The organism is Flavobacterium sp. CAN_S2 (assembly GCF_015752255.1).
Lineage (GTDB): Bacteria > Bacteroidota > Bacteroidia > Flavobacteriales > Flavobacteriaceae > Flavobacterium.
Genome location: NZ_JADOVA010000003.1, coordinates 63398 through 89160, shown reverse-complemented (window position 1 = coordinate 89160; position 25763 = coordinate 63398). Strand labels below are relative to the sequence as shown.

The 25763-nt window shown below is 35.6% G+C and carries 15 protein-coding genes; 3 read left to right on the top strand and 12 right to left on the bottom strand.

Features of this window, described 5'->3' with window-relative positions:
- Positions 1-57: 57 nt before the first annotated feature.
- Positions 58-1005, top strand: a complete 948-nt coding sequence (gene trxB / locus IWX80_RS10220) for a thioredoxin-disulfide reductase (protein ID WP_196853354.1) — start codon at positions 58-60, stop codon at positions 1003-1005.
- Positions 1006-1129: 124 nt separating this feature from the next.
- Here the strand turns inward: trxB and IWX80_RS10215 are convergent, their stop codons facing one another.
- The 5 genes from IWX80_RS10215 to IWX80_RS10195 all read right to left on the bottom strand — a co-directional run bounded on the left by IWX80_RS10215 (position 1130) and on the right by IWX80_RS10195 (position 5516).
- Positions 1130-1963 (bottom strand): GIN domain-containing protein, encoded by an 834-nt coding sequence (locus tag IWX80_RS10215; protein ID WP_196853353.1) that lies wholly within the window; start codon positions 1961-1963, stop codon positions 1130-1132.
- An 85-nt stretch (positions 1964-2048) separates the two neighbouring features.
- Positions 2049-2789: a head GIN domain-containing protein gene (locus tag IWX80_RS10210; RefSeq protein WP_196853352.1), complete on the bottom strand. Its 741-nt coding sequence runs from the start codon at positions 2787-2789 to the stop codon at positions 2049-2051.
- 2 nt (positions 2790-2791) lie between these two features.
- Entirely contained in the window at positions 2792-4528 is a 1737-nt protein-coding gene (locus IWX80_RS10205; RefSeq protein WP_196853351.1) for a PspC domain-containing protein, read from the bottom strand.
- 2 nt (positions 4529-4530) lie between these two features.
- On the bottom strand, positions 4531-4863 hold the full coding sequence (locus IWX80_RS10200) for a PadR family transcriptional regulator (RefSeq protein ID WP_091205948.1): 333 nt from the start codon (positions 4861-4863) through the stop codon (positions 4531-4533).
- A 197-nt stretch (positions 4864-5060) separates the two neighbouring features.
- Positions 5061-5516 (bottom strand): DUF4870 domain-containing protein, encoded by a 456-nt coding sequence (locus IWX80_RS10195; RefSeq protein WP_196853350.1) that lies wholly within the window; start codon positions 5514-5516, stop codon positions 5061-5063.
- Positions 5517-5709: 193 nt separating this feature from the next.
- Here IWX80_RS10195 and IWX80_RS10190 point away from each other — a divergent pair, with 193 nt between their 5' ends.
- Positions 5710-6162: a DUF4442 domain-containing protein gene (locus IWX80_RS10190; protein WP_196853349.1), complete on the top strand. Its 453-nt coding sequence runs from the start codon at positions 5710-5712 to the stop codon at positions 6160-6162.
- A 90-nt stretch (positions 6163-6252) separates the two neighbouring features.
- Here IWX80_RS10190 and IWX80_RS10185 read toward each other — a convergent pair whose 3' ends face one another.
- The 5 genes from IWX80_RS10185 to IWX80_RS10165 form a co-directional block, all read right to left on the bottom strand.
- Positions 6253-6486 (bottom strand): hypothetical protein, encoded by a 234-nt coding sequence (locus IWX80_RS10185; RefSeq protein ID WP_113635439.1) that lies wholly within the window; start codon positions 6484-6486, stop codon positions 6253-6255.
- 142 nt (positions 6487-6628) lie between these two features.
- A complete protein-coding gene (locus tag IWX80_RS10180) occupies positions 6629-11689 on the bottom strand; it encodes a LamG-like jellyroll fold domain-containing protein (protein WP_196853348.1) in 5061 nt (1686 codons plus the stop codon).
- A 367-nt stretch (positions 11690-12056) separates the two neighbouring features.
- Positions 12057-18407, bottom strand: coding sequence for a T9SS type A sorting domain-containing protein (locus IWX80_RS10175; RefSeq protein ID WP_196853347.1), 6351 nt, complete (start codon positions 18405-18407; stop codon positions 12057-12059).
- A gap of 482 nt (positions 18408-18889) precedes the next feature.
- On the bottom strand, positions 18890-19111 hold the full coding sequence (locus tag IWX80_RS10170; protein WP_196853346.1) for a hypothetical protein: 222 nt from the start codon (positions 19109-19111) through the stop codon (positions 18890-18892).
- 58 nt (positions 19112-19169) lie between these two features.
- Complete coding sequence (locus IWX80_RS10165; protein ID WP_196853345.1) at positions 19170-23114, bottom strand: M14 family zinc carboxypeptidase; 3945 nt, start codon at positions 23112-23114, stop codon at positions 19170-19172.
- Between the two features lie 247 nt (positions 23115-23361).
- Here IWX80_RS10165 and IWX80_RS10160 point away from each other — a divergent pair, with 247 nt between their 5' ends.
- Positions 23362-24036 carry a TonB-dependent receptor plug domain-containing protein gene (locus IWX80_RS10160; RefSeq protein ID WP_196853344.1) on the top strand — a complete coding sequence of 225 codons (675 nt, stop codon included), beginning with the start codon at positions 23362-23364 and terminating at the stop codon, positions 24034-24036.
- A gap of 192 nt (positions 24037-24228) precedes the next feature.
- Here the strand turns inward: IWX80_RS10160 and IWX80_RS10155 are convergent, their stop codons facing one another.
- Together IWX80_RS10155 and IWX80_RS10150 are read right to left on the bottom strand one after the other, a co-directional pair.
- Positions 24229-24858, bottom strand: coding sequence for an MCP four helix bundle domain-containing protein (locus tag IWX80_RS10155; RefSeq protein WP_196853343.1), 630 nt, complete (start codon positions 24856-24858; stop codon positions 24229-24231).
- 94 nt (positions 24859-24952) lie between these two features.
- Positions 24953-25513 (bottom strand): DUF6642 family protein, encoded by a 561-nt coding sequence (locus IWX80_RS10150; protein ID WP_196853342.1) that lies wholly within the window; start codon positions 25511-25513, stop codon positions 24953-24955.
- Positions 25514-25763: the final 250 nt, after the last annotated feature.

The window sequence follows — 25763 nt, the reverse complement described above, 5'->3', positions numbered from 1 at the left end:
AGTAGTACAGCAATAATATTCTATTTTTGCACTGTTAAATTCAAAAGAAACACCAATATGTCAGATACAATCGAAAAAATTAAATGTCTTATTATAGGTTCTGGTCCAGCAGGATATACTGCCGCAATTTATGCCGCCAGAGCAAACATGAATCCTGTTTTGTACCAAGGAATGCAGCCTGGTGGTCAGCTAACAACAACTAATGAAGTAGAAAATTGGCCTGGAAACCCAGAAGGAATTACAGGTCCAGAAATGATGGTTGGGTTACAAGCACAGGCTCAGCGTTTTGGAACTGATGTACGTGATGGTTGGGCTACAAGAGTTGATTTCTCGGGCGATATTCATAAAGTTTGGATCAATGATACGATAGAATTGCATTGCGAAACAGTAATTATTTCTACAGGAGCATCGGCTAAATATTTAGGGATGCCATCAGAACAACACTATTTGAAAATGGGTGGCGGAGTTTCGGCATGTGCTGTCTGCGACGGTTTTTTCTATAGAAATCAAGAAGTTGTAATCGTGGGAGCTGGTGATTCAGCTTGTGAAGAAGCTCATTATTTGTCCAAACTTTGTAAAAAAGTAACGATGTTAGTACGCAGCGAAAAATTCAGAGCTTCTAAAATCATGGAAGAGCGCGTTCGTAAAACGGAGAACATTACCATATTAATGAATCACGATACTGTTGAAGTGTTAGGCGATGAACAAGTAGTTACTGGTGTTAAGGCTTTAAATAAAACGACTAATGAAGTTTTTGACATTCCTGCCACAGGTTTCTTCGTAGCGATTGGTCACAAACCAAATACAGATATTTTCAAAGATTTTATCACATTAGATGAAACAGGATATATTATCAATACTCCAGGAACTTCAAAAACAAATGTTGAAGGCGTTTTTGTAGCAGGTGATGCTGCGGATCATGTATATCGTCAAGCGATTACTGCAGCTGGAACAGGTTGTATGGCTGCTCTTGATGCCGAAAGATATTTGGCTGCTAAAGAATAATCTTAGTCAGAAAAGTTAAAATTTAAAAAGTCCCATTTGCATAGCAAGTGGGACTTTTTATTGGTTATTATATACTATCAATCCAGTTTTTCTCCCTCTCCTTTGAAGAGGGTCGGGGAGAGGACTATTTCAACTTTTTAATCAATTTTGCTTCATCGGCAAATTTTCGTATTTCAATTTTGGGGGAACCCACCAATTGGATTTCTGATTTATTAGCGGCATCAATAATCACGGCTGTTTCGGTAAATAAACTGCAGCTGGAATAACTTTCAGTGGTGATATCCGCATTTTTTGTTGTGAATTTGTTTCCGGTAAATGAGGCGTTATTGTCCAATCGTATCATCGTATTTATAGAACTCCCCTCCAATGTAGCATCTGATTTTTGATACATATCCACTTTTAAATCAGTAGTGTTCACTAAGGCTTTCAAAGATGCATTTTTACTTAATTCGATGGCCGCATTTTCGGATTTTAAATTCAATTCTGTTTTTGATTTATCGTCTGATTGAAGTAAGAAATCCTTGGTGTTGACATTCAAAAATAATTTGGAAGCATCATGTGCTTTTAGTGTAATGGTATTCAGTAAAAGTTCCTGTATCGCGTTGACGGTCGATTCATCTTTTGAGGTTATGAGATTCAAATCTTTGGTATACGTAACTCTGACGATGATTTTTTTATAATTTGTGGCTTGCTTTGTGGTATAAATTCGCAAAGTATTATCACTTAAATCCAAAGAAATAATATCGTGCAGGTTGTCATCAGCTTCAATTTTTAGTTCGGTTCTTTCGCCTCTTTGCAAATGGACTTCGAGGTTATCTTCGATTACCAATGCTTCAAAATTCCCTACCTCCCGTTGCTCAACCGTGACCGTTTTTGATCCTTTTATTTTTTCCTTTTTCTGTGCCAAAGTCAATGCGGTTGATAAAAGGAGCAGGAGTATAAGTGTATATTTTTTCATGATTAGTTGGTTTGAGTCTACACAAATATAAAAAAATCATCCACTTGTGATGGATGATTTCTATTATATTTACTTGAAGTATTTGCTATTGTCGGCTTATACTGCCCCCAGAACTTGTTTCTTTTTGAATCGATTTTGGTTGTACGGCGTAGGAGATATTTCCCCCGCTGGATGCTTGTGCCACTAATTTTACAATGGGATGAACACTTATGGAAGCTCCACTGGAAACATCGGCAGTTACCTCATTAGCTAATAATTCATCAGCATTAATTTCGCTCCCACTTGATGCGGTGGTTTTCATCTGAAGTGCTTTTCCATTTATTGTGATTGTACTTCCGCTGCTGGAATCACAAGTAATATTATCCGATTCGATACTAATATCAATGGAGGCAGCACTAGAGGTATTCAAACGGATATTTTCGCCTTTCAGTGTATTCTTGCTCGTGATTGTAGCGGCGCTTGTTGCTTCTAATTCATCAATTATAGGCATTTTTACTGTTACTTTTTTAGAACCAGCATTCGAAAAAGAATTTTTATCAAATGAAATAACAAGAGTCCCATTTTCTACTCTGGTAGTAATGTGTTTTTGTAAATTATCATCAGCTTCAACCACTATTTCCGTTTTATCTGATTGTTCTATGACAAGATCTATCGAATTGTTAACTTCTATGCTTTTGAAATCATCTTCAACATTTCTTTTCTCGGTGGTGACATTTCCGCTTCCTTCTATTGAATTCAAGTTAATGGAGTGGTTGCAGGAAGCGAATAACAAAGCCGTTAAGACAACCAGAATGAATTTGGTAATTAATGTGATGACTTTTAACATGATTAGTTTGTTTTAATGATGATACCGTCTTTATTTATTTTTAATTCTTTAAGATTCTTTTTTGAATTAATCAAAGTGTCATTCGTCACAGAAACTCCGTCTTCATTAATGGTAACTGACGTTTCGATGCTGTCATTTTCAGTATCAGTATCAACGTCATTATATTCGTTTTCATCTGCGGGACAATTTAAACATTTTATTTGAGAATTTTCTACTTTGTAAATGTAATTGTCTGAACTGTAGTGTAAATTAAAATATTCATCGTCTGATCTGTCGTAATTTTGAACACTAGAATCAACTTTTAACAGTAGTCCTTCTGGTACAAATAATGTTATTTCAATCTCTTGGTCTCTGTATTTGTTTTTTAATTCCGTTAGTAAATAATTGTCTAAAATCAATTGGTTACCAATAATTTTGTAACTGTATTTAATTTGTTCGGCTCTGTTTTTTGCCTCAGATAACGATCTTCCGCTCGCTTCTTTTTCAACCTGAAGGTAAGGTAGTTTTTCATCTGTTTTTTCAATTTTAAAACTAACTTCATTTGAATAAATGATATCAGTTCCGGTAGAATCTTGTGTTACCATGAAATCATTACGGTCTTCCACATTTTTAGCAAAATAATCATTATGTTTGAATTTGATGAAAAGCGTATCATTCGGATTCAAATTGATTGTTTCTTTTTTAACTACTCGACCATCAACTGCAAATGCGCTGGCTTGTTTAATTCCAATTGATATCGCTAATGAAACTGCAATTAACCACAGTGCAAGCAACGTGTATTTTGCAATATTCCCAATAGATTTCATGTTTGGCGCTAATAATTTGAAACCTAGTAAGGTCAGGAAAAAGAAAGGGATTCCAACAGCAAAGAACATCAAAAGTCCAAAAGCCCACACCGGATAATCCGTAAAATTACCTGCTTCAATAAAACCTTGCCAAGGGAAATCAATGAATGCACCGGAACCTAAGGTGAAAATACCTATTAACAGAAAAAACAATACTGTTATTCCGGTGATGATTAGAATTACGCCTAAGAATTTAGCGAAAATCTTGAAAATGCTCATGATAAAATCACCAAAAGAATTTCCTATTTTACCAGCACCTGATTTTATTTGGTTGCCATATTTATCATAATCTGCATTTTTTATCTTGTCAGAAACATTTTCAAACTCTTCTCTTACTTTTTTTTCAATGTTTGAAATCGTAACCGGTTCTCCAGTCATTTCTAGTTTTTCTGTAGTTGTGATTGCTTCCGGAGTCACAATCCAAAGAATGATATAGGCTAAGATTCCAGTTCCAAATCCCGCAAAAACCAATAGGATAAGCACGATTCTGATCCACACTGCATCAACGCCAAAGTAATGTCCTAATCCAGCCGAAACACCACCTATCATCCCTTTTTCTCGGTCACGGTATAATTTTTTTGTTCTTCTGGTTGTATTGCTGTTGTAGGTATTTGCTCCTTTCAATTCATCTTCAATGATGTAATCTTCCGGTTGTCCCATTACGGCAATCACTTCATCTACATCTTTCAAACCAATAACATATTTGTCTGATTTTTGTTTTTCGTTCAATAATTCCGAAACACGCATTTCAATATCTTTGATAATCTCATCGTGTCCTGATGAATTAGATAAAGAACGTTTTATAGCGTCAAAATAGCGTGTCATTTTTTGGTATGCATCTTCATCTATATGAAAGAACATTCCGCCTAGGTTTATATTTACAGTTTTGTTCATGACTATTGTTTTTGGTTGGTTATTAGGTTTACGGCATCGGATAATTCAGTCCAGGTACCATTCAATTCGTTTAAAAAAGTTTGTCCAATTTCGGTCAGACCATAATATTTTCTTGGCGGTCCTGACGTGGATTCTTCCCAACGGTAGTTGAGTAATCCGTCGTTTTTAAGTCGCGTTAGCAGCGGATAAATGGTTCCCTCTACGACTAATAATTTTGCGTTTTTCAAAGTGTCCAGTATTTCCGATGTGTAGGCATCTTTTTCTTTTAAAACAGATAGGATGCAAAACTCGAGAACACCTTTTCGCATCTGGGCTTTTGTGTTTTCAATGTTCATAATTTCTTTTTTTTTGATTTTGTGTTGATTAAATAGTTCATTTTTTGATTGATGATTGATTTATTTTTTGGAGCATATTCCTGCTTTCCACTTTATCTTTACTTGCTTAAAGAAGCAAGTAAAGGATGCCGTTTTAATCAGGGCTAGTTCGTTTGCTTTAAGTATTACGTCTATTTTCTTTTAATCTGAATGCTTCCTTATTTAATGAACGGAATCGTTATTGGATATTTATATTTTTCTCCGTTTGATGTTTTGATTGAAGCGTAAATAATCAAAAAGAATTCAGCTACTTTCAAAAGTCCAAAAATCAAAACACAAATTAATCCAACTGTTAGCGCTCCAATATTATTTTCAAAGTTGAAATTTGAAAGCGTAATATCATGATGATTTACTAATGTTTCAAATGAAGTGTCTCTAAATACTGAAATAAGAAACGCAGGAACTGCAATCATAATCAACAGTAAAGAGTACAAAAGTAAACTCAATTGAAAATTCAGGACTTGTTTTCCGTGGTGATCCACAAATTCAGATTCCTCTTTTTTAGTACTCCAAAGCACTATTGGGAAAATATAATTTCCAAAAGGAATGAAGTATTGAGTTAATGAACTCAAATGTGTAAATGTTGCGATGTTTTTTTCAGTAGTTGTTTCCATTTTTTTTGATTTTGATGATTGAAACTGGTTAACTGTAATAGCAAATAGGCTACATAGTAATTTCTTATGCAAATATATGTCTAAAAGACAGTATCTTGTTTCGCATAGTACCAAATATTAACATAATATTAACAAATTAATTTTATATGTACGCATACTATTTTTTTGTATTTTAGCAAAAAACCTAGTAAAAATGAAACTTACAGCATCAAAACTTAATAAATTTCTATTGTTCAAATTACCGTCGGCATTTATATGTGGAGTACGCGTAAAAACAATAGATGAGAACCAATGTGTAGTTTCTGTGAAACACCGTTGGATCAACCAAAATCCATTTAACTCCATGTATTTTGCGGTACAAGCCATGGCGGCAGAGCTTTCTACGGGAGCTTTGGTGATGTTTCAAATTCAAAAAAGCGGCAGGAAAATCTCGATGTTGGTAGCCAATAATAAAGGAAATTTCACCAAAAAAGCGACAGGAAGAATCACTTTTACCTGCAAGGACGGGCATTTAATAGAAAAAGCGATTCAAGAAACTATTGCGACCGGAGAAGGGCAAACCTTTTGGATGAAATCTATAGGAACAGATGAAAAGGGAATACAAGTCTCCGAAATGGATTTTGAATGGAGTGTACGAATCAAATAAAAAACAGTTAACTGACAGGTTTAAATAAACAGAAAACGCCTCTAAATTTTAGAGGCGTTTTCTGTTAAATATAATAAGAATCTTTTTAGATTAGCATTTTTTACCACTTGTTTTAGCCATAGAAGCATCACATTTTTTTCCATCAGCTTTGCATTTTGTTTTGCATTTTTCAACTTCAGCTGCAGTCATTCCTTTTGACTTAGAGTCTTTTTTTGCACAACAGGATTCTTTTTTTGCTTGGTCTTTAGCGACAGCTTTTATTTCTTGTGCATTAACGCTTATGGTAAGGAATGCAATTGCTACAATTGTTACTATTTTTTTCATTTTATATTATTTAATTGGTTTTCTTTCTTTGGATGTTAATCTTAAATTTCCATCCAAATATAAATAATAATTCAAATTAATCAGTTCAAAATATCTTAATATTTACTTAATTGAATTTGTTTTTTTCAAAGCAAAAATCGAATTATTTAATAATTATCTTTTTGCTGAGAACTCCTGTCGAGGTTTTAATTTTTGCAATATAAACTCCTGAATTCACTTTCTTAATAGGAAGCTGGATGTTTTCCTGACCTTGGTTTTCTACCTCCCACATAGCAACAGCCTGTCCCAGAATATTGAATAAGGTAACTTCTTGAACTGTCGTATCTAGTAATTTATTATTGATTACAAGTGCATTTCTATTTTGTGAATGTAGAATTATAATATCATTTGTGCTCCTGTTCTCTTCATTTGTACCAAGTGTTTTGTCTTTGAAACGCAATGAAAAACGGTTGTGAAATTCCCCTATTGGAAGCGTAATTTCAAAAGTTTCATTCCTGATGTTATGATATAATTTAGTCTCATCATCATACACAAAAATGGGTTGGTTGGTTTCAAAATTCTCTATATCATCGATCATGAATTTTATTTTTCCTTCGCGATCTGTTTTTACACCAATAGGGTAGGAGGACTCCATGTCAAAATAGCCTTCACCTTGAATCACCAGCTGATCTGCTCCGTTTAAGAAATACATATCGTTCGGAAAATTATCTAAGATATACCCGTCATACCCATAATCAATTGCACTAGTTGCTTTCTCTTGCATGAATGCTAACAATACTTGACGGTGAAAATTATTAGTTGAATTGAATCCCAAGCGAATTCTTTTTAACGTGTCTTTCTGTATCGGATCATTTGCATTTGTATCCCATGCATTTTCTGTTTTGGCTTTAGCTTTAATTTTAAAAAGGGTATTGGAGGTAGCATCCGTTTCTCTCTGAAATGCCCGTTGCCCATTATTAAAGATTACAGTTCCGCCACCACCTGTTTTTCCGTACACAAAGAAACCTTGTCCTACAGGAATATGTTGCTTTGGAATTTTATTACTCAACCCAACACCACTGATCAAATCAGGAACTACTGGTGGTAAACCGCCGGATAAATTGAGTACGGAGTATCCACCTAAATAATCTTTTAAAATATGTGTATTATTATTAGAGGAATGTTCCCAGAAATAAATAGTCCCGTCTAAACCAACATCTTCAACTCGGTCTACTGAATTGAGATTGTCATTTATGAAAGCATACGCATCCAGAGCGGATGGGTATGGATTTCCGGTAAGTAATAATTGGTCGGCACTTACACTATTAGTCAGTATTGTTCCATTATTTGGTTTACCTGTAAAGGTATAATTTTGAGTTCCAGATGCTGCTCCGCTACCTTTTAGAGTAAATCCCTGACCAGCTCGCAACGGACTTGTTTCATTTATTTGCACCCAATTTGCGTAAGTGCTAGCATAATTGTCAAATTTATAAAGCCAGTAGCGCGCCAAACTAATTGGGTTTGTAGGTGCTCCGTTGTAACCGCTTATCCAGGTAATATTTGCAGGTGCTGCAGGGTTAGTTCCGTCTCTAAACACCCCATTTACTGTATAGTCCGTATTGTTAGCCACTGTGTTTATAGGGCTTACTGGTGAACTCCAATAGTTGTAATTGTACAGATTAGATTGTCCTTGCTGGTCTCTTTCAATAGATCCAGCGCTGGCCACGTCTAAATCACTCTCCGAAGTTTGGACTAATTGTGACATTCCTGTTAAATCAATTTTACCGTCTAATTTTAGATACCAGTCATTTTGTATTTTGGTATCGTTATTCATTACAATTTTCTTTCCAGAATCGACCAGCATTCCTAAATCGATGTTGTTTGCCGTTTCTGTAATGTCATGTTGTACTTTGACAATGGACCAATCGTTTTCCATAATGTCATTTCCTCGGATTTCTTTAGTAGGACTGTTTACCGCTGTAGCAAAAGTTCCTGTTCTTTCAGTTACGAAAGGCAAAGGAGCCTGTTGCAGGTAAATGTTTTTATGATTGTAAATTTTCGTTCCTGTTACATCAATCGTCGGTGTTGTCAAGTCATCAATAATGTCATCTTTGTAGGTGTCCATTCTGTAATAACGCAATAAGTTTGAAAAAGGCAGTGTAGCAGGAGTCGTGGCAATATTCTTAGGGATGACCGTTCCTCTAATTTGTGAACCAAAGTCCTCAATTTCCTGATAGACCATTCTTTGTAAATGTGAATCCGTCAGCGCAACATTGAAAACGCGTACTTCATCTATTTTTCCTTTAAAATATTTGGTGTTTGCAATTGGATTTTTTCCTAAGGTTAGTAAAGATGCATCAGCAGCGATACTTCCGGACGCTGCTTGGGTAGACACTAAAGCTCCGTTTAGATATAATTTTAAATTATTTCCGTCATAAACTGTGGCAACATTATACCATTGGGAAACATTAAGCGGCGTATCAAAAGTAATTGTGGTTCCATTAACGACTGCTTCCAGTTTTCTGGCTGCTATAATGCGAATTTGGAATTTATCCTGACCCACGATAACGCCTTCTGTTGAAAAAGCAGGATTCAAATTGATCCACGCCATTAAGGAAGCATTGGCTAAACCACCAAGAATAGAAGTGCTTTGTCCGTAATCATTTCGACCGTCGAAATCAAGAAATAATTTGGTACGCAAATCTCTTGGAGAACCAAAAACAGCGGTATTGGTATCAAATGCATCCATTATTCCGTCTTTGTCGGTATCAGTTGTTCCGTCAATGATTCCATCGTTGTTAGTATCTAGAGTTTTGTAATCATAAATTAACAACGTATTTGCGATATCAAAAGTAATTCCGTTAGATTTTACATCAATATAATTCGGAATTCCATCACCATCAGTATCCAAAAGATAATTCAGAAAAGGAGCAATTGTACTTCCTTGTCCTAAATTTCCGTATTGATTGGCTCCGGTACCGTAATCGTAAATGTCTAATATTCCATCACCAAAAAGTTCCGAAGTTCCATTGCCGTCAGTGTCTTTGCTTCTAAAAGCTTCCGTATCTAATCCATCTCCGGTTCCGTCTCCGTTAATATCACCATCACCATTGATGAACCCAGCAACTGCATTAGAGTTTCCAGCATTGGATTCATCCACATCAAAAAGACTGTCATTATCACTGTCTAAATCCAAATAGTTTGGAACTCCGTCACCATCTGAATCCAATGCAGCTAATGCTGCACTTGATTCGGCACTGTCATGTAATCCATTACCGTTTGCATCGGTCCAAGCCATATCAATTTTGCCTTTACCATTGCTTAAATTTCCTAAACCAACTTCAATTACGTCTTCAATTCCATCATTATCGGCATCTAAATCAAACATATCAGCAACGCCATCGTTGTCTAAATCGCATAAGGTTTGTGTAATTGAAATGTCATCTAAAGCTAAATCGTTACCCAATCCTCCAGTTTCATTATTGATGAATATAACTTTAAAAGCACTTACATTGAGAGTTAAATTAGCTGTAAATTGCTTCCAGTTTCCATCTGCATTTATAGAATTTGTAGTAACTGTTTGTAGTAATACATCATTAAGATCTCTAAATTCGACTTTGATGTTAGGTCGTAAACGCGTTGCTAATCCAGGAGCGTCAGTTCTGTCAAGATTCAACACCCAAAAGTTATATGTAATAGGAATGTTGGGTAAAGCACCGGTTATTAGTGCAGTGTAAAATATACCTGGAGTATAGGATGCATTGAAGAGTGCCATTCTTCCATTTGGATCAGCTGGTGTAGTATGATCTTTACCTGTATACCAAAACTGTGCAGCCCATGAGGCAATTTGTGCGCTGGATCCCACAGTGTATTTACCATCATTCAAATCTGTAGTACTTAAGTCCGGACAATCTGTAGTGTTAGCGCCTGCTGAGCCATCTTCAAAACAATAACTGGAATACGCATCGTACGTCGTATTAATAGTAGTTCTAGGTCCTGATCCAAAAGTTTCATTTAAAAATTTATAGTTCACTCTGTTTGCACTTGCAGATTCACAGTTTAATTCTTCAGTATCATCCTTGATCCCATCATTGTCATCATCAATATCTACATTGTCTAGCACGCCATCTTCGTCACTATCAAAGAAAGTTTGTGTTCCTATTCCTTGTAAAGTAAAGGTATAGGGATTCTCATTTGTATCGGTATTAGAAATTGATACTGTGGCTGTTTTTGTGCCAATGGTTGTAGGATTAAAAGTAACTGATAAAGAAAAACTACTTACTCCAGATACGGCAGCAGGAAAACTTGGTGCGGAACTAACTGTAAAGTCACTTCCTGAAATACTGATTGAATTTACAGTTAAAGTACTAGAACCAATATTTTGAATGGTAAAGGTTCTAATGATTGTACCTGAATTTGTATCTACGGACCCAAAATCGGTATTATCAGATGTTACTGGAGTTATATCGCCGCTGGGAATTGTTATTGCATTTCCTAATACATTAATTTCTTGTGCTCCCCAAGTTATTTTTAGTTGTCCGGTGGCTCCATTTCCTCCATTTGAAGTTCCTGTGGTTGTTCGATAAGCACCACCACCACCGCCGCCAGGGACAAGTCCCACATTTCCTGAACCATCAGTAATTGATCGTGCATCTCCGCCTTTTCCTCCACCGTTTGGAGCAATTGCACCCGATGCATTTGAAGCGTCAGTACCAGCAAGAGCTATACCTGCTGAAGAGCCGCCGCCGCCGCCATATTTACCTATGGTACCGTCAGCTCCTCTTCCTCCTGATAAAAGCGTTCCTATTGATCCTGTTCCGCCTCCATTGGCTCCAGTAGCACTATTGTTGGCAACACTATTACCTCCTTTGGCCAATACCGTTGTTGCGTTTGAAAACCAAGTATCGCTTGCAATTGTCGTTGTTGCTGTATTACTTCCTGCCCCAACTTGTAAATTATAAGTTGTTCCAGCAGTCACAGGGACCGATTTTTTTACATAAGCACCGCCACCGCCGCCACCACTTGTACCTGCTGTCGTTCTAGTTCCTCCTTTTCCACCACCTCCCCAAGCTTCAATCTGTACCGTGGTGATTCCAGAGGGTACAATGAAAGTATTAGCACCAGCAGTTGAAAAAGTTTGTGATTGTGAAAACAAAAGAAAAGGGACGAATAGAAATAGTAGAGTTGAATAAAGCTTTTTATTCGTAAGAGTAGTTTTCTTCATAATTTAATTCTTGTTTAATTAAATATGGTTTTTAATTTTCGTTTTAAAAGGCGAGGCGAAATATTAGAAATATTTTGCACGGTTTAAAATTAAAATTATTATTGTAATAATCAGTTTAAACGCAAATAAAATCGACTAAATACATTGAAAATAAAAAAATGTAAGTTTATTTTTGTATTTTAATCATAAAGATTTTCTTTTAATTTAGTAAGAGGATAGAAAAGGATGATGTGATTTTTCAGATAGTTTTATTTCAGATTTATGGCGTATTCCTTCATTAGATTTTATTTTAGGAGTACTATTTTTTACAAAAAAAAAAGACCTCCCGATTAAGAGAAGTCTTCACGAAATTATACTAGATTTGAAATTATTTTACGATAATTTTCTTGCTAATAGTACCTTTTTCCGTTTTCAATTTTACAATATATACTGCAGAAGTTTTGTCTTGGATAGGGATTTTAATATTGGATTGTTCTTTTTCCTTCACATCCCATTTGGATAGTAATTTTCCTTGAATATTGTATAATGAAGCAGTTAAAACGGTATTGTCATTGGCACTATTTTTAATATTCAAAGTGTTATTTATGCGTGTAAAAAATACAGTAACAGCATTGTCATACAAAGGATCTTGTACAGCAAGACTTTTATCAATGAAACGTAAGGAGAAACGCTCGTTGAATGTTCCTTCCGGAATTTCTACTTCATAAGCTTTATCTTTGATACTATGGTAAGTATCAGTTTCGTTGTCATGAATGAAAATATTTTGACTTTCGTCAAAGTTCTCTAAGCCATCTAAGACAAAAGAGATTTTCCCTGTTGTTCCAGATCGTAAACCAATAGGGAAGGAGGTTTCTTCATCAAAATAACCTTCTCCTTGTATGGCTAATTCATTTTTGCCATTCAATAGATACATGTCACTTGGAGAATCATCTATGTTTACGGCATCGTAACCATCATTCATCTCATTATTTGCTTTTTCATCCATAAAGGCTAAAAGTACCTGTCTGTGAAAACTTTGGTTATGAAAATTGAAGCCTAGATGCACTTTTTTGTGCATATCTTTCTGTATAGGTGCAGTACTAGTATAGGTCCAATGATTAGCTATTTTTGGAGTAGTAGGGATTCTGTACGTTGTTTGCGAAAAGCTGGCATCATCCTCTTTAACAAACTCTCTTTGACTATTATTAAAAGTAACTGTTCCGCCAGATCCAATTTTTCCAATCACAAAAAATCCTTGTCCAACTGGGATGTATCTTTTTGGCTCTGGTCTTGATGAAACCCCAGTGGTATTTATATAATCTACACCTAAAGAACTTGGTGGTACTCCTCCGGCTAGATTTCTTATACCATATCCACCTAGATATGCTCCTAAATTATGCGAATTGTTGGAAGGGTAGTGTTCCCAGAAATATAATGCGCCGTCAATAGCTGGAACTGTTGTAGAGGTTTCTATTGAGCTAATATTATCCGTTATAAATTGATCAGCGTCCAGTGCTGATGGATACGGATTACCTACCAGTAATAGTTGATCTGAACCAACTATATTTGTTATTGTACCATTGTTTGGTTTTCCTGTAAAGGTAAGGTTTTGTGTTCCTGATATTCCTGGGCCTTTTAAGGTGAATCCTTTCCCTGCTTGAAGTGTTCCTGTTTCACCTATTTGAGTCCAATTGGCATAATCTGTTGCATTCAGGTTACTATCAAATTTATAAATCCAGTAACCTGCTAAGCTTATTGGAGTTGTCAGTGATCCGTCATATCCAGGAATCCAGTTTATCGTTCCTAGTGATCCAGGATTTGTTCCATCTCTTAACACTCCGGCTACAGTAAAGTTATCGTTATTGGTAGTGGCGTTAATAGTACCTACAGGAGATCCCCAATAGTTATAATTGAATTTATTGGCTTGTCCTTGTTGATCCCTTTCTATTGAACCCGAACTGGTAGGGTCTAAATCACTGCCTAATTTTTGTACCAATTGTGATCTTCCTACCAAATCAATTTTCCCATCTAATTTTAGGTAATGAGAAACTTCAATTTTTGTTCCGTCCATTTGTAATCCACCGGTGGTTGTAGCAATTAAATTGGCATTTGGTTCAATAAATAGTCCTAAAACTTTTTTATCTCCTACTGAAGTTATCGTGTGATTATTTTTAATTCGTACAATATTCCAGTCAATTGTTACTGGTAGACCTGGAGGTGCAGGAGGAAATGGAGTGACAAGAGGATCTTCTATTGAAGCACTATAAGGTAAATTTTGTACAGTGTTATTCATCCATGATGCTGAGGTTTGCCACAATCCATCAGCTGCTGATTCGTAGGGTAGTGGTGCTGTTTGTCTATCTACCGTTTTTAAATTTCTTAATGCAGCAGTTAAACCATAACTGGATTTATCTTTAGCATTTGTGTACGTGTAAGTAGACATTGGATAATACGCATTCAGGTTTGTCCAATCTACAATTCCGATGTCGTTTTGTGATATACCAGTTGGTATTACTACTCCTTTGGTTTTAGATGCGTCTTGCAAAATTTCCTGATTCATAACAAAACGAAACTGTGCTTCAGTAAGAGCTACTTTCCATACCCTAACTTCATCAATAGAGCCATTGAAAAAGGATGTAGTAGCTACGCCATCAGCAGCGGCGATTAAGAAGGATTCTGTTGTTGCTGTAGGAATTCCGGATAAATTTGAACTTATTTTGTTTACGCCATCCACGTACATTTTGGCAGTAGTACCATCAAAAGTTACACCTATATGGTGCCATTTTCCTATAGGAATAATTGCATTAGAAACAATTGTATTTTTACTGGCTCCAACATGCCAACTCATTTCTGCTTTTCCCGCACTATTAATACTTAGATCATATCCTCGAGAGAAGGAGCTATTTCTTTTTGAAAGTATCGATTGATTTGTTCCGTTTCTATTTACCCATGCCGAAATAGTAAAGGCAGGACTTAAGTTTAATACTTTTCCAGCGTCCATATAGTCAGTTGAACCGTTAAATTTAACACATCTTTCAAAAGTTTTCTCGGGTGCATACCCAAAAGTGATGTATTTAGTACCGTCAAAATCATAGGTTGTTTCCAGATTTGAACCATTAACAGTCATCACACGGTACTCAGCTGTAGGGTCAAAATTAGGAGTACTTGATATAAACATTAAATAATCTCCAGGAGGTGTTATGGTAGCTGTCAGCATTATGGAAGGAATAGATATTTTGGTTGTAGCTACATTTCCACCCGTTTCTACCACTTTCCAAGTTCGGCCTACAGAAATAAAACTAACTTTTGTTCCATCTGGTGTTATAGCAGGAGTTATTCCAGAACTAATATCAACTATTACTGCTGATTGAGCTGCTAAAGTACCATGATTATTTCCCCAAACAAGAAATTTTTTATCAGTATCGAAAGTGTTTGTGTTTGCTGTATTTGTAGTATAAATATCAGTTAAACCTATTGTAATATCATCTGCAGTATTGATTGATTTGGATTGTTTTTGATTTAATTTTGAGATATCGTCTCTACCAATACCGGCTATATCAAAGTTAAAAACATCATTAATAGCTATTCCTGTATTTCTATTCCAAATAGTTGTTCCATCAGAATTGGTATAATTAATGGAGGTACCGTTAACGCCTAATGTGATTCCGTATTTTATTGCCAAATAACTTTGAATATTGCTTCTTTGTGCATCTGTTGCTCTAGTGTCTAAAGTGATGATTTCAGCCACTCTTCCATCTAAACTTCCATCCCATCCTTCACTGCGACCAATCCAATATTGACTGTTTGAAACAGTTGCGAAACCTCCCGAATCTGATATAGAAGTGGTTAAGTTATTAGCATTAAAGCTAAGGTTAGTTCCGTTACCTGTTGCATTATTACTTGCGTTTATAATCCCAGCTGTTGAATAACTTATACCTGTACCTATTTGTGCTACTCCGTAACCATTACCGAGTCCGGTAGTTGTTCCTACTGCATAGGTTAGTACCTCATCAGTAAATCGGTTTGTATACGATCCATATCCAATTCCAGTTCCATCAGTTTCGTTTGTGCTAGAATTTCGATCTCCACAAAAGATGTCATTACTGGCTATTGCAGAGGTCATTGTTACATCGGGCATCACTACGGCAAATATATCTCTGCTATAAAATCCGCTAGCGCCTTTTAGATATTGTCTAGTAGGGTCGTTATCTGTATATACTTGTGGTGTAGTAGTATAATTATTTGTAAAATCAACAACAGCATTAAAATTAATGTTTGCCGTAGCGTTATTTTTATAAACAGGAGAACCAACTGCACTAGGTTTAATTGCATTAGTACCAAATGCCTGAGTGTTCCATGTTGAAACTGCTGTATTATCTGCAATGCTTGTTGTACCATTAAGTAAATCGGCGCGAAGCCATAATTGTAAAGGAGTTATTACGCCTCCAGGCCCTTTTGTAAGTGTTGCTGCTCCAGTTCCTCTAATCGAAAAATTATAAGGGTTCTCATTGCTGTCATCATTTGCAATGTTTAAGATAGCATTTCTAGTTCCTGTACCAGACGGTGTAAAGGTTACTATAAAAGTGGTGCTGCTCGCACTGGCCACCGTAGCATTAGGTACTACTGTTGCGCTAAAATCAGTATTATTGGTGTCTGTGAAAGTGATCGCGCCTACTGCTAGCGGACCAGGACCTGTGTTTTCTATGGTAAATGTTCTTGTTATGCCTACTCCAATTGCGGTTGAGCCAAAATCAGTTAAGTCTCCAGTATTTGGGGAATTTGCACCATCAACAATAGATGTTGTACCTCCTATAATGTTAATTTCGGGAGCGGGAGGTGCTGTATAGATTACGGTTATTTCGGCAAAACTTGCAGTACAAGGCGCATTGCTAATTGTCCATCGCAATACATACGTTCCGTAAGCAGTTACGGTAGCAGTTGAAATACCGGAGTTGATAGCACTAAAAGCAGCGGTTCCAGGTCCAGATGTTTTAGACCAGATTCCTGTCCCAGTCGTTGGAGTATTTCCTCCTAATGCATTTGATACTAATCCTAAGACAGATTGATTGCTTCCTACTGTAGCAGTAGTAGGGGGTACATTTATATCTTGTGTTTTTGAGGCTGTTGTTGTCCCGCAAGATCCTCCTGCTGTGGTTAAGACTAAAGTAGCTGTTCCTGTGAAACCGGCTGGGGGAGTCCAAGTTGCTGTTGCGGGCGTACTTCCTGTATTGTTCGTAAATGTTCCTCCTGAGATTGTTGACCATACCGCACTTGTAGCACTACCGCCAAAAGAACCGTTTAAGGCTGTTGTGGATCCTCCTTGACAAATAGCTGTTAGGACACTACCTGCATTAGCAGTTGGCTCTTGAATGAGCTGTGTTTTTGTAGCTGTAGTTGTCCCACAAGTTCCGCCTGTAGTGGTTAAAGTTAAAGTTGCTGTTCCTGCATATCCTGTTGGGGGAGTCCAAGTTGTAGCATTTGGAGTGCTTCCTGTATTATTTACAAATGTACCTCCAGCTACATTTGAGGACCAAATTCCTCCTGTAGCACTACCACTTACAGAACCGCCTAAGGTTACTGTTGTGGTGTTTTTGCAAATAGCGGCGAGCGCTGTTCCTGCATTGGCTGTTGGTAATGGGCTTACGGTTATCGTTGCGGTGTTTAATACGCTAATGTTTGAACTGCAACTTCCTTTGGTTAAGTTGTTTATAGTGATGCCTGTTGAACCACTATTAACTATTGTGGCAGTGTTAAAGGAACCTGTACCTGCTGTGCTTACGGTCATATTAGCTGTAAGGCCTATAGCAGCATTTGGTGCTCCCATATTATAAGTAACGGTGTACGTGCCAGTTGGCAAATTGGCAGCAAGACCAGTAAGGTTGATTGTAGACGCAGTTCCAGCGCAAATAGCGGAACTTGCGGCAGTAGATGATAAAATATATGTCGTACAGGGTGTTACTGTCCAGCTTACAATAACTTGACCTCTAAAACCATTTCCGCCAGCCCTTGTTTGTGCTGTATCATTACCGTTGTTTCTAGCTCCGCTACCACCCCCACCAACAGCTGTGGCAGAAATTCCTGATAATGATCCGTTTGTAATTCCATTAGCTCCGGATGATCCTCCCCCTGTACCAGCTGTTCCACCGGTTGCTCCACTTGCATTTCCACCATTTCCTGTTGTGCCAGCGCTTCCACCACCACCACCGCTATCACTATTGCCACCGCTATTCCCATTAGCTCCATTACCTCCATACCAATTTGTAGTTCCTCCAGTATTTCCAGTATTTGGTGATATACCGCCAGCACCAATATTGTTATTAGTACTATTTCCACGATTACCACCTGGTCCTCCTAAAGCTATAATAGATGTACCGAATTCAGAATTTCCTCCAGGGTTACCGTTTCCATCTACAACACCAACTCCTCCCAGTCCTACTGTGACATCAAACTGATCTCCAGGTGTAACAGCAATAGTAGCACTTGCAAATGATCCTCCTGCTCCACCTCCGCCTCTTCTATCTTGATTATTTCTTGTACCTCCTCCCGCACCTCCTGCACCCCAAACTTGCACTGTAATATTTGTAACGCCAGCAGGCACAGTGAATTTGTTTGTAGCGGAACCATTATTTGCGGGATTATTAAAAGTTTGTGGTGAGGTTTGTGAAAACCCAATAAAGCTAAAAAATAATAAAAGGAAAGTAAAATAGAATTTTTTTGAAAAAAGTATAGTTCTTTTCATATTTTGGAAATATATTAATTATCGTGGTTATAATTATAAACTGGTTTTGGTACACTAGATTAATTACGCTTTATTCATGAATTTTAATCCTCATTTAATTAGTGTTTTAACAGTTCAAATGTAAAATATTTTTTAGTACGTTATTCTTTTTTTATCGATTAAAAACCATTATTGTCGTTTAAACTCATAAAATCATATTTTCTACTGAATTATTTATAAAAAAAGTTGCAATTTATAGTTGTATCAGATTCGTTTTTATTACCATTGCTAACTATGTTTTTAATTTATTAATATCACAGTGATTGAATTAAAATTTCTATTAATATTATAATAATTACCATAATTACCATAATTAATTTTTTTAGTTAGTACATAAGTAATTGGATTCATATTAAGAAAAAGCTTTAATAGATATTTTAAATTTTTAATCTGATTAAAGCTTTTATTCTTAGTAAATAAAGTCGAGAGGAATAGCTTACGTTCTAGACGGCTTGTTTCTCTCTTAATTTTTTAAACGTGTAATAGGCGAAAATTATTCCTGCAATGGCCAGTACAAACAATTTACCGTTTATTGGAGCAGCAGGTGCATCAACAGTTTCTAAATCGCCAGTGTCATTTTCATCTGCAGGTGGAATTGCAAACATTAGGAAACTGGAGAAAAGACAAAAGAGTGTGCTATATGTTTTTAATAAAGTGTTTTTCATTTTCATTTTTAATGATTATTATCTGATGTATTTGGTTATGGTAAAGTTTAAAATTACCCTAAAACATCAGCTTTTTACTGACTACTTTATTTTCGTCAGATGTTATTTGGACAATCAAGGTTTGATGAGCAGCCACAAATTGAGCTAGTGCCGCTATAGTCGAATTGATGTTGTTTTCTTCGTAAATTAATCTTCCTCGAATATCAAATATTTTTACAGAAGCTATTATTTTTTTACCAGCGCTGATATTTATAATTCCTTTTTGATTGTAAACAAGGACCGTATTCTCACTAAAAACAGCATCTTCAAGACCAAGTGTCGAATTTCCTTTGTATACAATTTCAAATCGATTGTTGAATGTTCCGGCTGCCGCAGTAAATGAATAGCTGGTCTTTTTTAAGTCATGGTTTGCACTTGTAACCTTGTCGTTCAGGAAAATATTTTGACTGTCAGTGAATAAACCGTCAACATGATCAATAGCAATGGTAAAATTACCTGCAGTGTTAGTTTTGAAAGTAAGCGGTACAACATCCGTATCAGAAAAAGGCAGGCTTCGTCCCTGAATCACAAATTCTTCATTTTCAATCAGCGAATTCAAAGCTGTTGCGTTATCATTAATATATCTTCCGTCTATCGTGGCATCAATTGCTGAGGTTGCTTTAGGCATGTAGGCAATCAACATTTGGTTTACCGGCGTAGCATCTTTGGAAAGATTCATCCAAATTCGGTGTAACTCCGTTTCTTTAGTTTTCAAAAATTGGTTGGCAGTATTGGCTACACGCATAGTATTAGCAAACGAAATGGTTGGTGTTGTCGCTTTTACAAGAAATCCCTGACCCACCTGAATAATTCCGTTAGGTACAATACTGCTTAGACCTCCTGCATTAGCAGTTCCTCCCGCAGTGGTGTAAGTGGCATAGGAAGATGTTGCTGTATTATTCGTTTTTCTCCAGAAATATAATGCTTCAGTAATATTATTTGTTGCAATAAAAGTATTGGCATTTATGGTAGAAGGATATGGATTCCCAACGGCGTTATACGCATTGTTTGTGACTGATATGTTATAATTCCCATTGTTAGGAAGGCCTTGAAATTGTCCTTCCCAAATAGTGGGTGAAGTAGGATGATTATTTGGCATGCGAATTAAGTAACCAATTCCAGTTACAAAATTATTTGTAGGAACGATAGCGTTGTACAAATTTGTACTTGGATTATACGTGTAAAAACGATTGGATAGAGTAGATGGGGAGAAGGATTGTAATTGTTGTCCAGAAACTGGTGATGACCACAATACATAATCTGATAATTTTAAATCCGATGTTTGTCTTTTTACAATTATGTTTCCAGTGTTGCCATTGGTATTTTTAGTTTGTAATAGGTTTGTGTTGTTTTTAAACGTCAATGTAGACCCTGAAGCAACAGTTACGTCCCCAGCAATATTTAAATTGACTCCTGATTTTACTATAACCACTGCATTATTATTTACTGTTAAGCTACAGGCTGATAAATCTGTTGTTGCGGTGTAGTTTCCAGAAAGGATAACTTTAGTTGTTGCTGTTGGGATGCTATTAGACCATTCGGTTCCATTCCATGTTGTAGCATTAATGCTAACGGTTGTTGTTGCTGATGCGAGTTCATCACAAATACCGCTTTTTATAATTGCTCTGAATTGTGTAGTTTCAGTTAAAATCCCAGACGTAAAAGTATTATTGGTATTGGCAATTGGTGTCCAAACTGTAAAAGGATTTACGGATTTTTCCCAACGAACGATATTCCCAGTATGTCCAGCTAAAGTCAATAAGCCGCTTGCTGAATTAGAACAAATTGATGTACCACCAGAAATTGTACCTCCAACTGTTGCTGGATTTACCGTAACAATTACTTCTTTACGATTACTTTTGACAGGTTCAAATTTCCAATTAAAAAATTGATAAAAAATTCCGGTTTCACTATTACCAGTTATTGAAACAGTTCCATTTGTTATTGGATAGGTGATTCCTGAAGTTGCTACTGTTAAATCTGTGTTTGCAATTTCTCTCAATACTAAACGTAAATTATTATCAGCCGGTAAAAAGAAATCCAATCCTATGTCTTGAATACCGGAAGATGTTAGTCTAACGACCTTTGATTCTAACATTATACCAGTACTGTTTTGTAGTTCTACATGAATTTCTCCAGCTGCAGAGGATGAAATAAGAACAGACTTTAATTTTGTAGGTGTTGTGCAATTAAAAATTAAATATTTGTTTTTTAAGGTTGCATTTACAGTAGCACTTCCAGATACAGCAGTTGGTCCAACATTAGCTAACGGTACAACGCTTTCAACAAAATAGGAGGAATTTGCAGTTAATGCAGGAGTAGTGAGCGTCGCAGTCGATGCCAAAGGAGTTGTTGCAGTTGCAGAAGTGTACCAGTTGAATGTTCCGCTTCCGGTTGCTACTAATGCAGTAGTTTGTCCTTCGCAAATGGTAGTGTCAGATGCTGCTGGAATTGTAGTTGTTGGTTCCATTACTATATTTAACGTTGTAGTAGCTCCATTGGTAAGTGTTACAGATTGTGTATGACTTACATAGCCGGGAGCTTCAAAAATAACGTTATATGTTCCTGCAATTTGGACTTTATGATAGTCTCCAAGGCTAGTAGAAGTTTCGACCCAAGAACCAAAACCATCTAATGTTCCGCTAATATATACTTTAGCATGAACTGGATTTCCTGATGCATCTTTTACAGTACCATGCAAACCATAGCTTACCTGTTTTACATAATTGAGTAGCGCTTGTCTGTTTCTGTTCCAAAAAAAAGGTAAGTTTGAGGCTGTGGGTGTTTTTGCATTTGAAATTTCAACAGTAACTTCCTTATTATGATTAAAAAAATTATTGTAATCCTGTCTTCCTCCGTAAACCGAGTACCAGGCAGCTCCATTTGTAGTTCCTGGGAATTGTCCGGTGTTGTAGACTTCATCCATGTAATTTAAATTTCCATCGGCAGTCTGACAGAGTTGTGCATATTCTTTAGAAACATATTTAAAATAGTTGTCATGCGGATGGTAGCTGAATGCTCCTGTGCCTGGAGTGTTAGAAGTATCCCACGGGAAATTAACTACTTCTGTGCCTCCATGATAATTGGCGGCTAAAACAAAATTGCGGGTAGCTTCAAAATTTAAGAAAGCGGTTGTTTCAGGTTGGTAACCATTCCCATCTGGATGTATCCCGCCAATGGCATCTGCATAATTTCTGTTTAAATCAATACTATTTGCATTAGATCTAGTGGCTAAATATCCAGTTATATTATACGTGTCATTCACTGCAGCTCTATAGGAACCATCTGGATTTGCTAATGGACAAATGAAAAGCTCGGTGCCGTTTACAATATTTGTAATTTCAGATAACGTTCCGTAATTGGTTAACAGGTAATCTATAAAATGCAACATCGTAGGATAACCAGTTATTTCATCCCCATGCATGGAAGAAGTATATAAAAATTCTGGTTCTGTTTCATCTGAAGTTGCATTATCAGAAATTTTTAATACATATAATTTTCTACCATTGGGTGTTGTACCAATAGATTGTAGGGTGCATAATGATGGGTAAGTAGCTGCCCAATACTGCATTTTAGCAACATATTCTGAATATTTGGGATAAGCATCCCAAGTTGTATCCCAAGTCCCTGCTGTTTTTTTAATAGATAAATTAGATTCAGTTACTATTTCATTGTCTGAAGTTCTAACTTCATAAGATAATCCGTAGGTGAGGAATTTTTTGAATTGCTCTCTGTTGGCATAAGCCTCAACCTCTAAATTTTTTTGATCTACACGTTTGTGACTAACTGAAAGGATTTTATTTAATTCTAAAAATTGGCTTTGACTATTTGCCTTAAATCGAATAACAACTTCACCTTTTGAATCTAAATATTTTTGGGCATTTTCGAGAGAAACTTTGTTTTGTGCAAACATTAAGTTGTTAAAAAACAATAAAAGTAATACTATTAAGTAATTTTTTTTCATAAAGGTTTGGTTTTGGAACGCCAAAACTAAAATAAATATTTAGCATTAACAATGTGTTTTACGGAAAACCGTAAAATTTATTCGGTTAAAATCTTATATAATTAAATTTTAGATACTATAATTGTTAATTAGTTTATTCTTTTTGAAAAATGTTAATATAAATTATGTTACGTTCGTACTATTTTTATCGAAAAATATTTTAAGAATAATTTTTCCGTACATTTAATAAATTTTTTAAAAAACCGTTATGAAGATTTCTAAATCGTTAGTTTTTATTGTGTTACTTATTGGGTCTTTTAGTTATGCGCAAAATAAGTTAACAGGAAAAGTTATGAATTACAGCAATAAACCAGTTCCCAATGCTAAAGTATTTGTGGATTCTATTTATACCAATATCAACACAAATAAAAACGGAGAATTTGAACTGTTACTCCCTGAAAAAGTGGCTGTGATTAATATTTATTCGGATAAATATGGTTTGCTTTCTTCTAAATTTAGTAATGAAAATAGTATGAGTTTCATTTTTTTAGAATCTGAAAAAGAAATAAAAAACAGAATAAAAAAAGGAGGTAAAATTACCATTGGATATTCAGAAGAAGACCAGGGATATAGAGTAAAAACAGCTCAAACGATGGATGTTCAAAACGATAAAAGCACTAGAATTTTTGTTACTATTTATGATTTAATACGTGGGCGTTTAGCAGGAGTTACGGTTTCAAGAGACAACAAAATAACAATCCGAGGATTGACTTCGATTAGAAATACTTCAGAGCCATTATTTGTTGTAGATGGTGTGATTGTATCGAGTATTGATTATCTTTTTCCAAATAATGTCAAAAATGTGAGCGTTTTAAAAGATGGTGCGGCATCAATTTATGGTGCTCAAGCTTCCAGTGGCGTAATTATAATTACAACTAAATAGTTTAGTAATTGTGAAAATGTCATATAATAACAAAGAAATGGAACGGTTTTTCAAATTCAATTTCTTTATGCTAAATAAAAAAAGTCACGTTTCTTAAACCCGTTTCTACTAGAGCGGGTTTTTTAATTTGGAAAATAATCTATTTTGAAACCGATGATTTTTTTAAAAAAGACTTTAAATTTTAGGTAGAAATTAATTCAGACTATGAGATTCAGGGATTTTGATGCTTATTTTGTTTTTCTTGGAAAGTAGCAAGTATAACGTGATGCCACCCAAAATAACTAGTAAAGCAATCTGAAGTTGGCCCATACTATTGTTGTCGTTATGCAGCGTATTGGAGTGTGTCAATTTTGACCTGCCTTCTTCACTTTGTATTTTGGATAGTTGTTCCAGCGTTTGTAAAGCTTGATTGCTGTTGTAACGTACTTGACTCCAATTTTCGTTTTGCGTTGCTGAATTAACAGCAGAACAAGAAGAGATAAAGGTCATGAAATATGTTTTCTCTTTTGGAGTCAAAACAGTTTCAAGGTATAATTTATCTATATTTTGAATCTTTTTTAAGGCTGCTAGAATTTCATCTCTTTTTTGAAAATCCGTTGTGTTCGTTGCTGCTGCATTTATTTTTATGGAAGAAAGCGTGTTCGCATACTGAAAGATGTAGCGCGCTACGACTAATCGATCCTTATAAATGGCGTTGATATCTTCATTTGTTTTTTTAGAATTTTGCAGGGTATTAAAATTGCTGAGCAGGATTATAAACATAATAACCAGTAAAACAAAAGCGGCTTTTGTTTTATTACTATATTTTTTTAGATCTTTCATTTTGATAGCATTTAGGAGCACTACAATATAGGCGATTGTCTTGGATTTTTTTCTATAACTATTAATTTTACCGCAAAGCAGATGGGTTTTTCTTTTAATAATACAATCTAAAATCGAGTAATTTGCAAAGGGCATACTGTTTTTGATGTAATTCTTCTACGATTTCAATGATGTCATCTTCTTCTTCGAATAAGCCAAAAAAAACTTTATCCAGTGCACTGCTGGTTACTGTATTGAAAGTCGTTCCATAGCCGGAAACCGCACGTGCTCCTGTAATGTCTAAAAAATATTGGGCTTCTTCGGCACTCAAGTCTAAAACTTTTGCATTTGCAAAATGCACTATTTTCCCTTTCATTTTCCCTTCAAAGAGTTCCGCTATTTCTTCTAAACTATAATAATATTCATTAAGACATATTGAGTTTCCTTCGCCTTGCATGACTAAGTAGATTATTTCATAATTTTTAAAGTTATGATCATCGTAAAGTAGCGCATTTAAACTTTCTTCTAAACCTTCGATAGTGTCACAGGTTTTATAAATACTGGTTATGCCTCGCTCAAAGGCTAGTTGCTCTAAGTTTTTGACTACTTCGGTTGTCGTATTAATTTCTACATCGGGAACTGCTTCGAGGCAGAAAATAAAAGTATCAGAATCCATGAAATTTGGTTTATGTAGATGAATTAGTAAAATAAATTTTTGTTGAAATAAAGGAATTGACTTTGTTTCATTTCCAAGAATTGAAAACACAATCTAGAATTTTAATATTTGCTGTGAGTTTTTAAATTTTTTCAGCACCTGCTTCATGATTTCATTTTACAAAATTACTCAACAATAAAATTCATTGTTAGCATTTAACACTAAATAGTTGTTAAAGGTTTGCTGTCGTACTTTTTTAAAAATAAGAAAA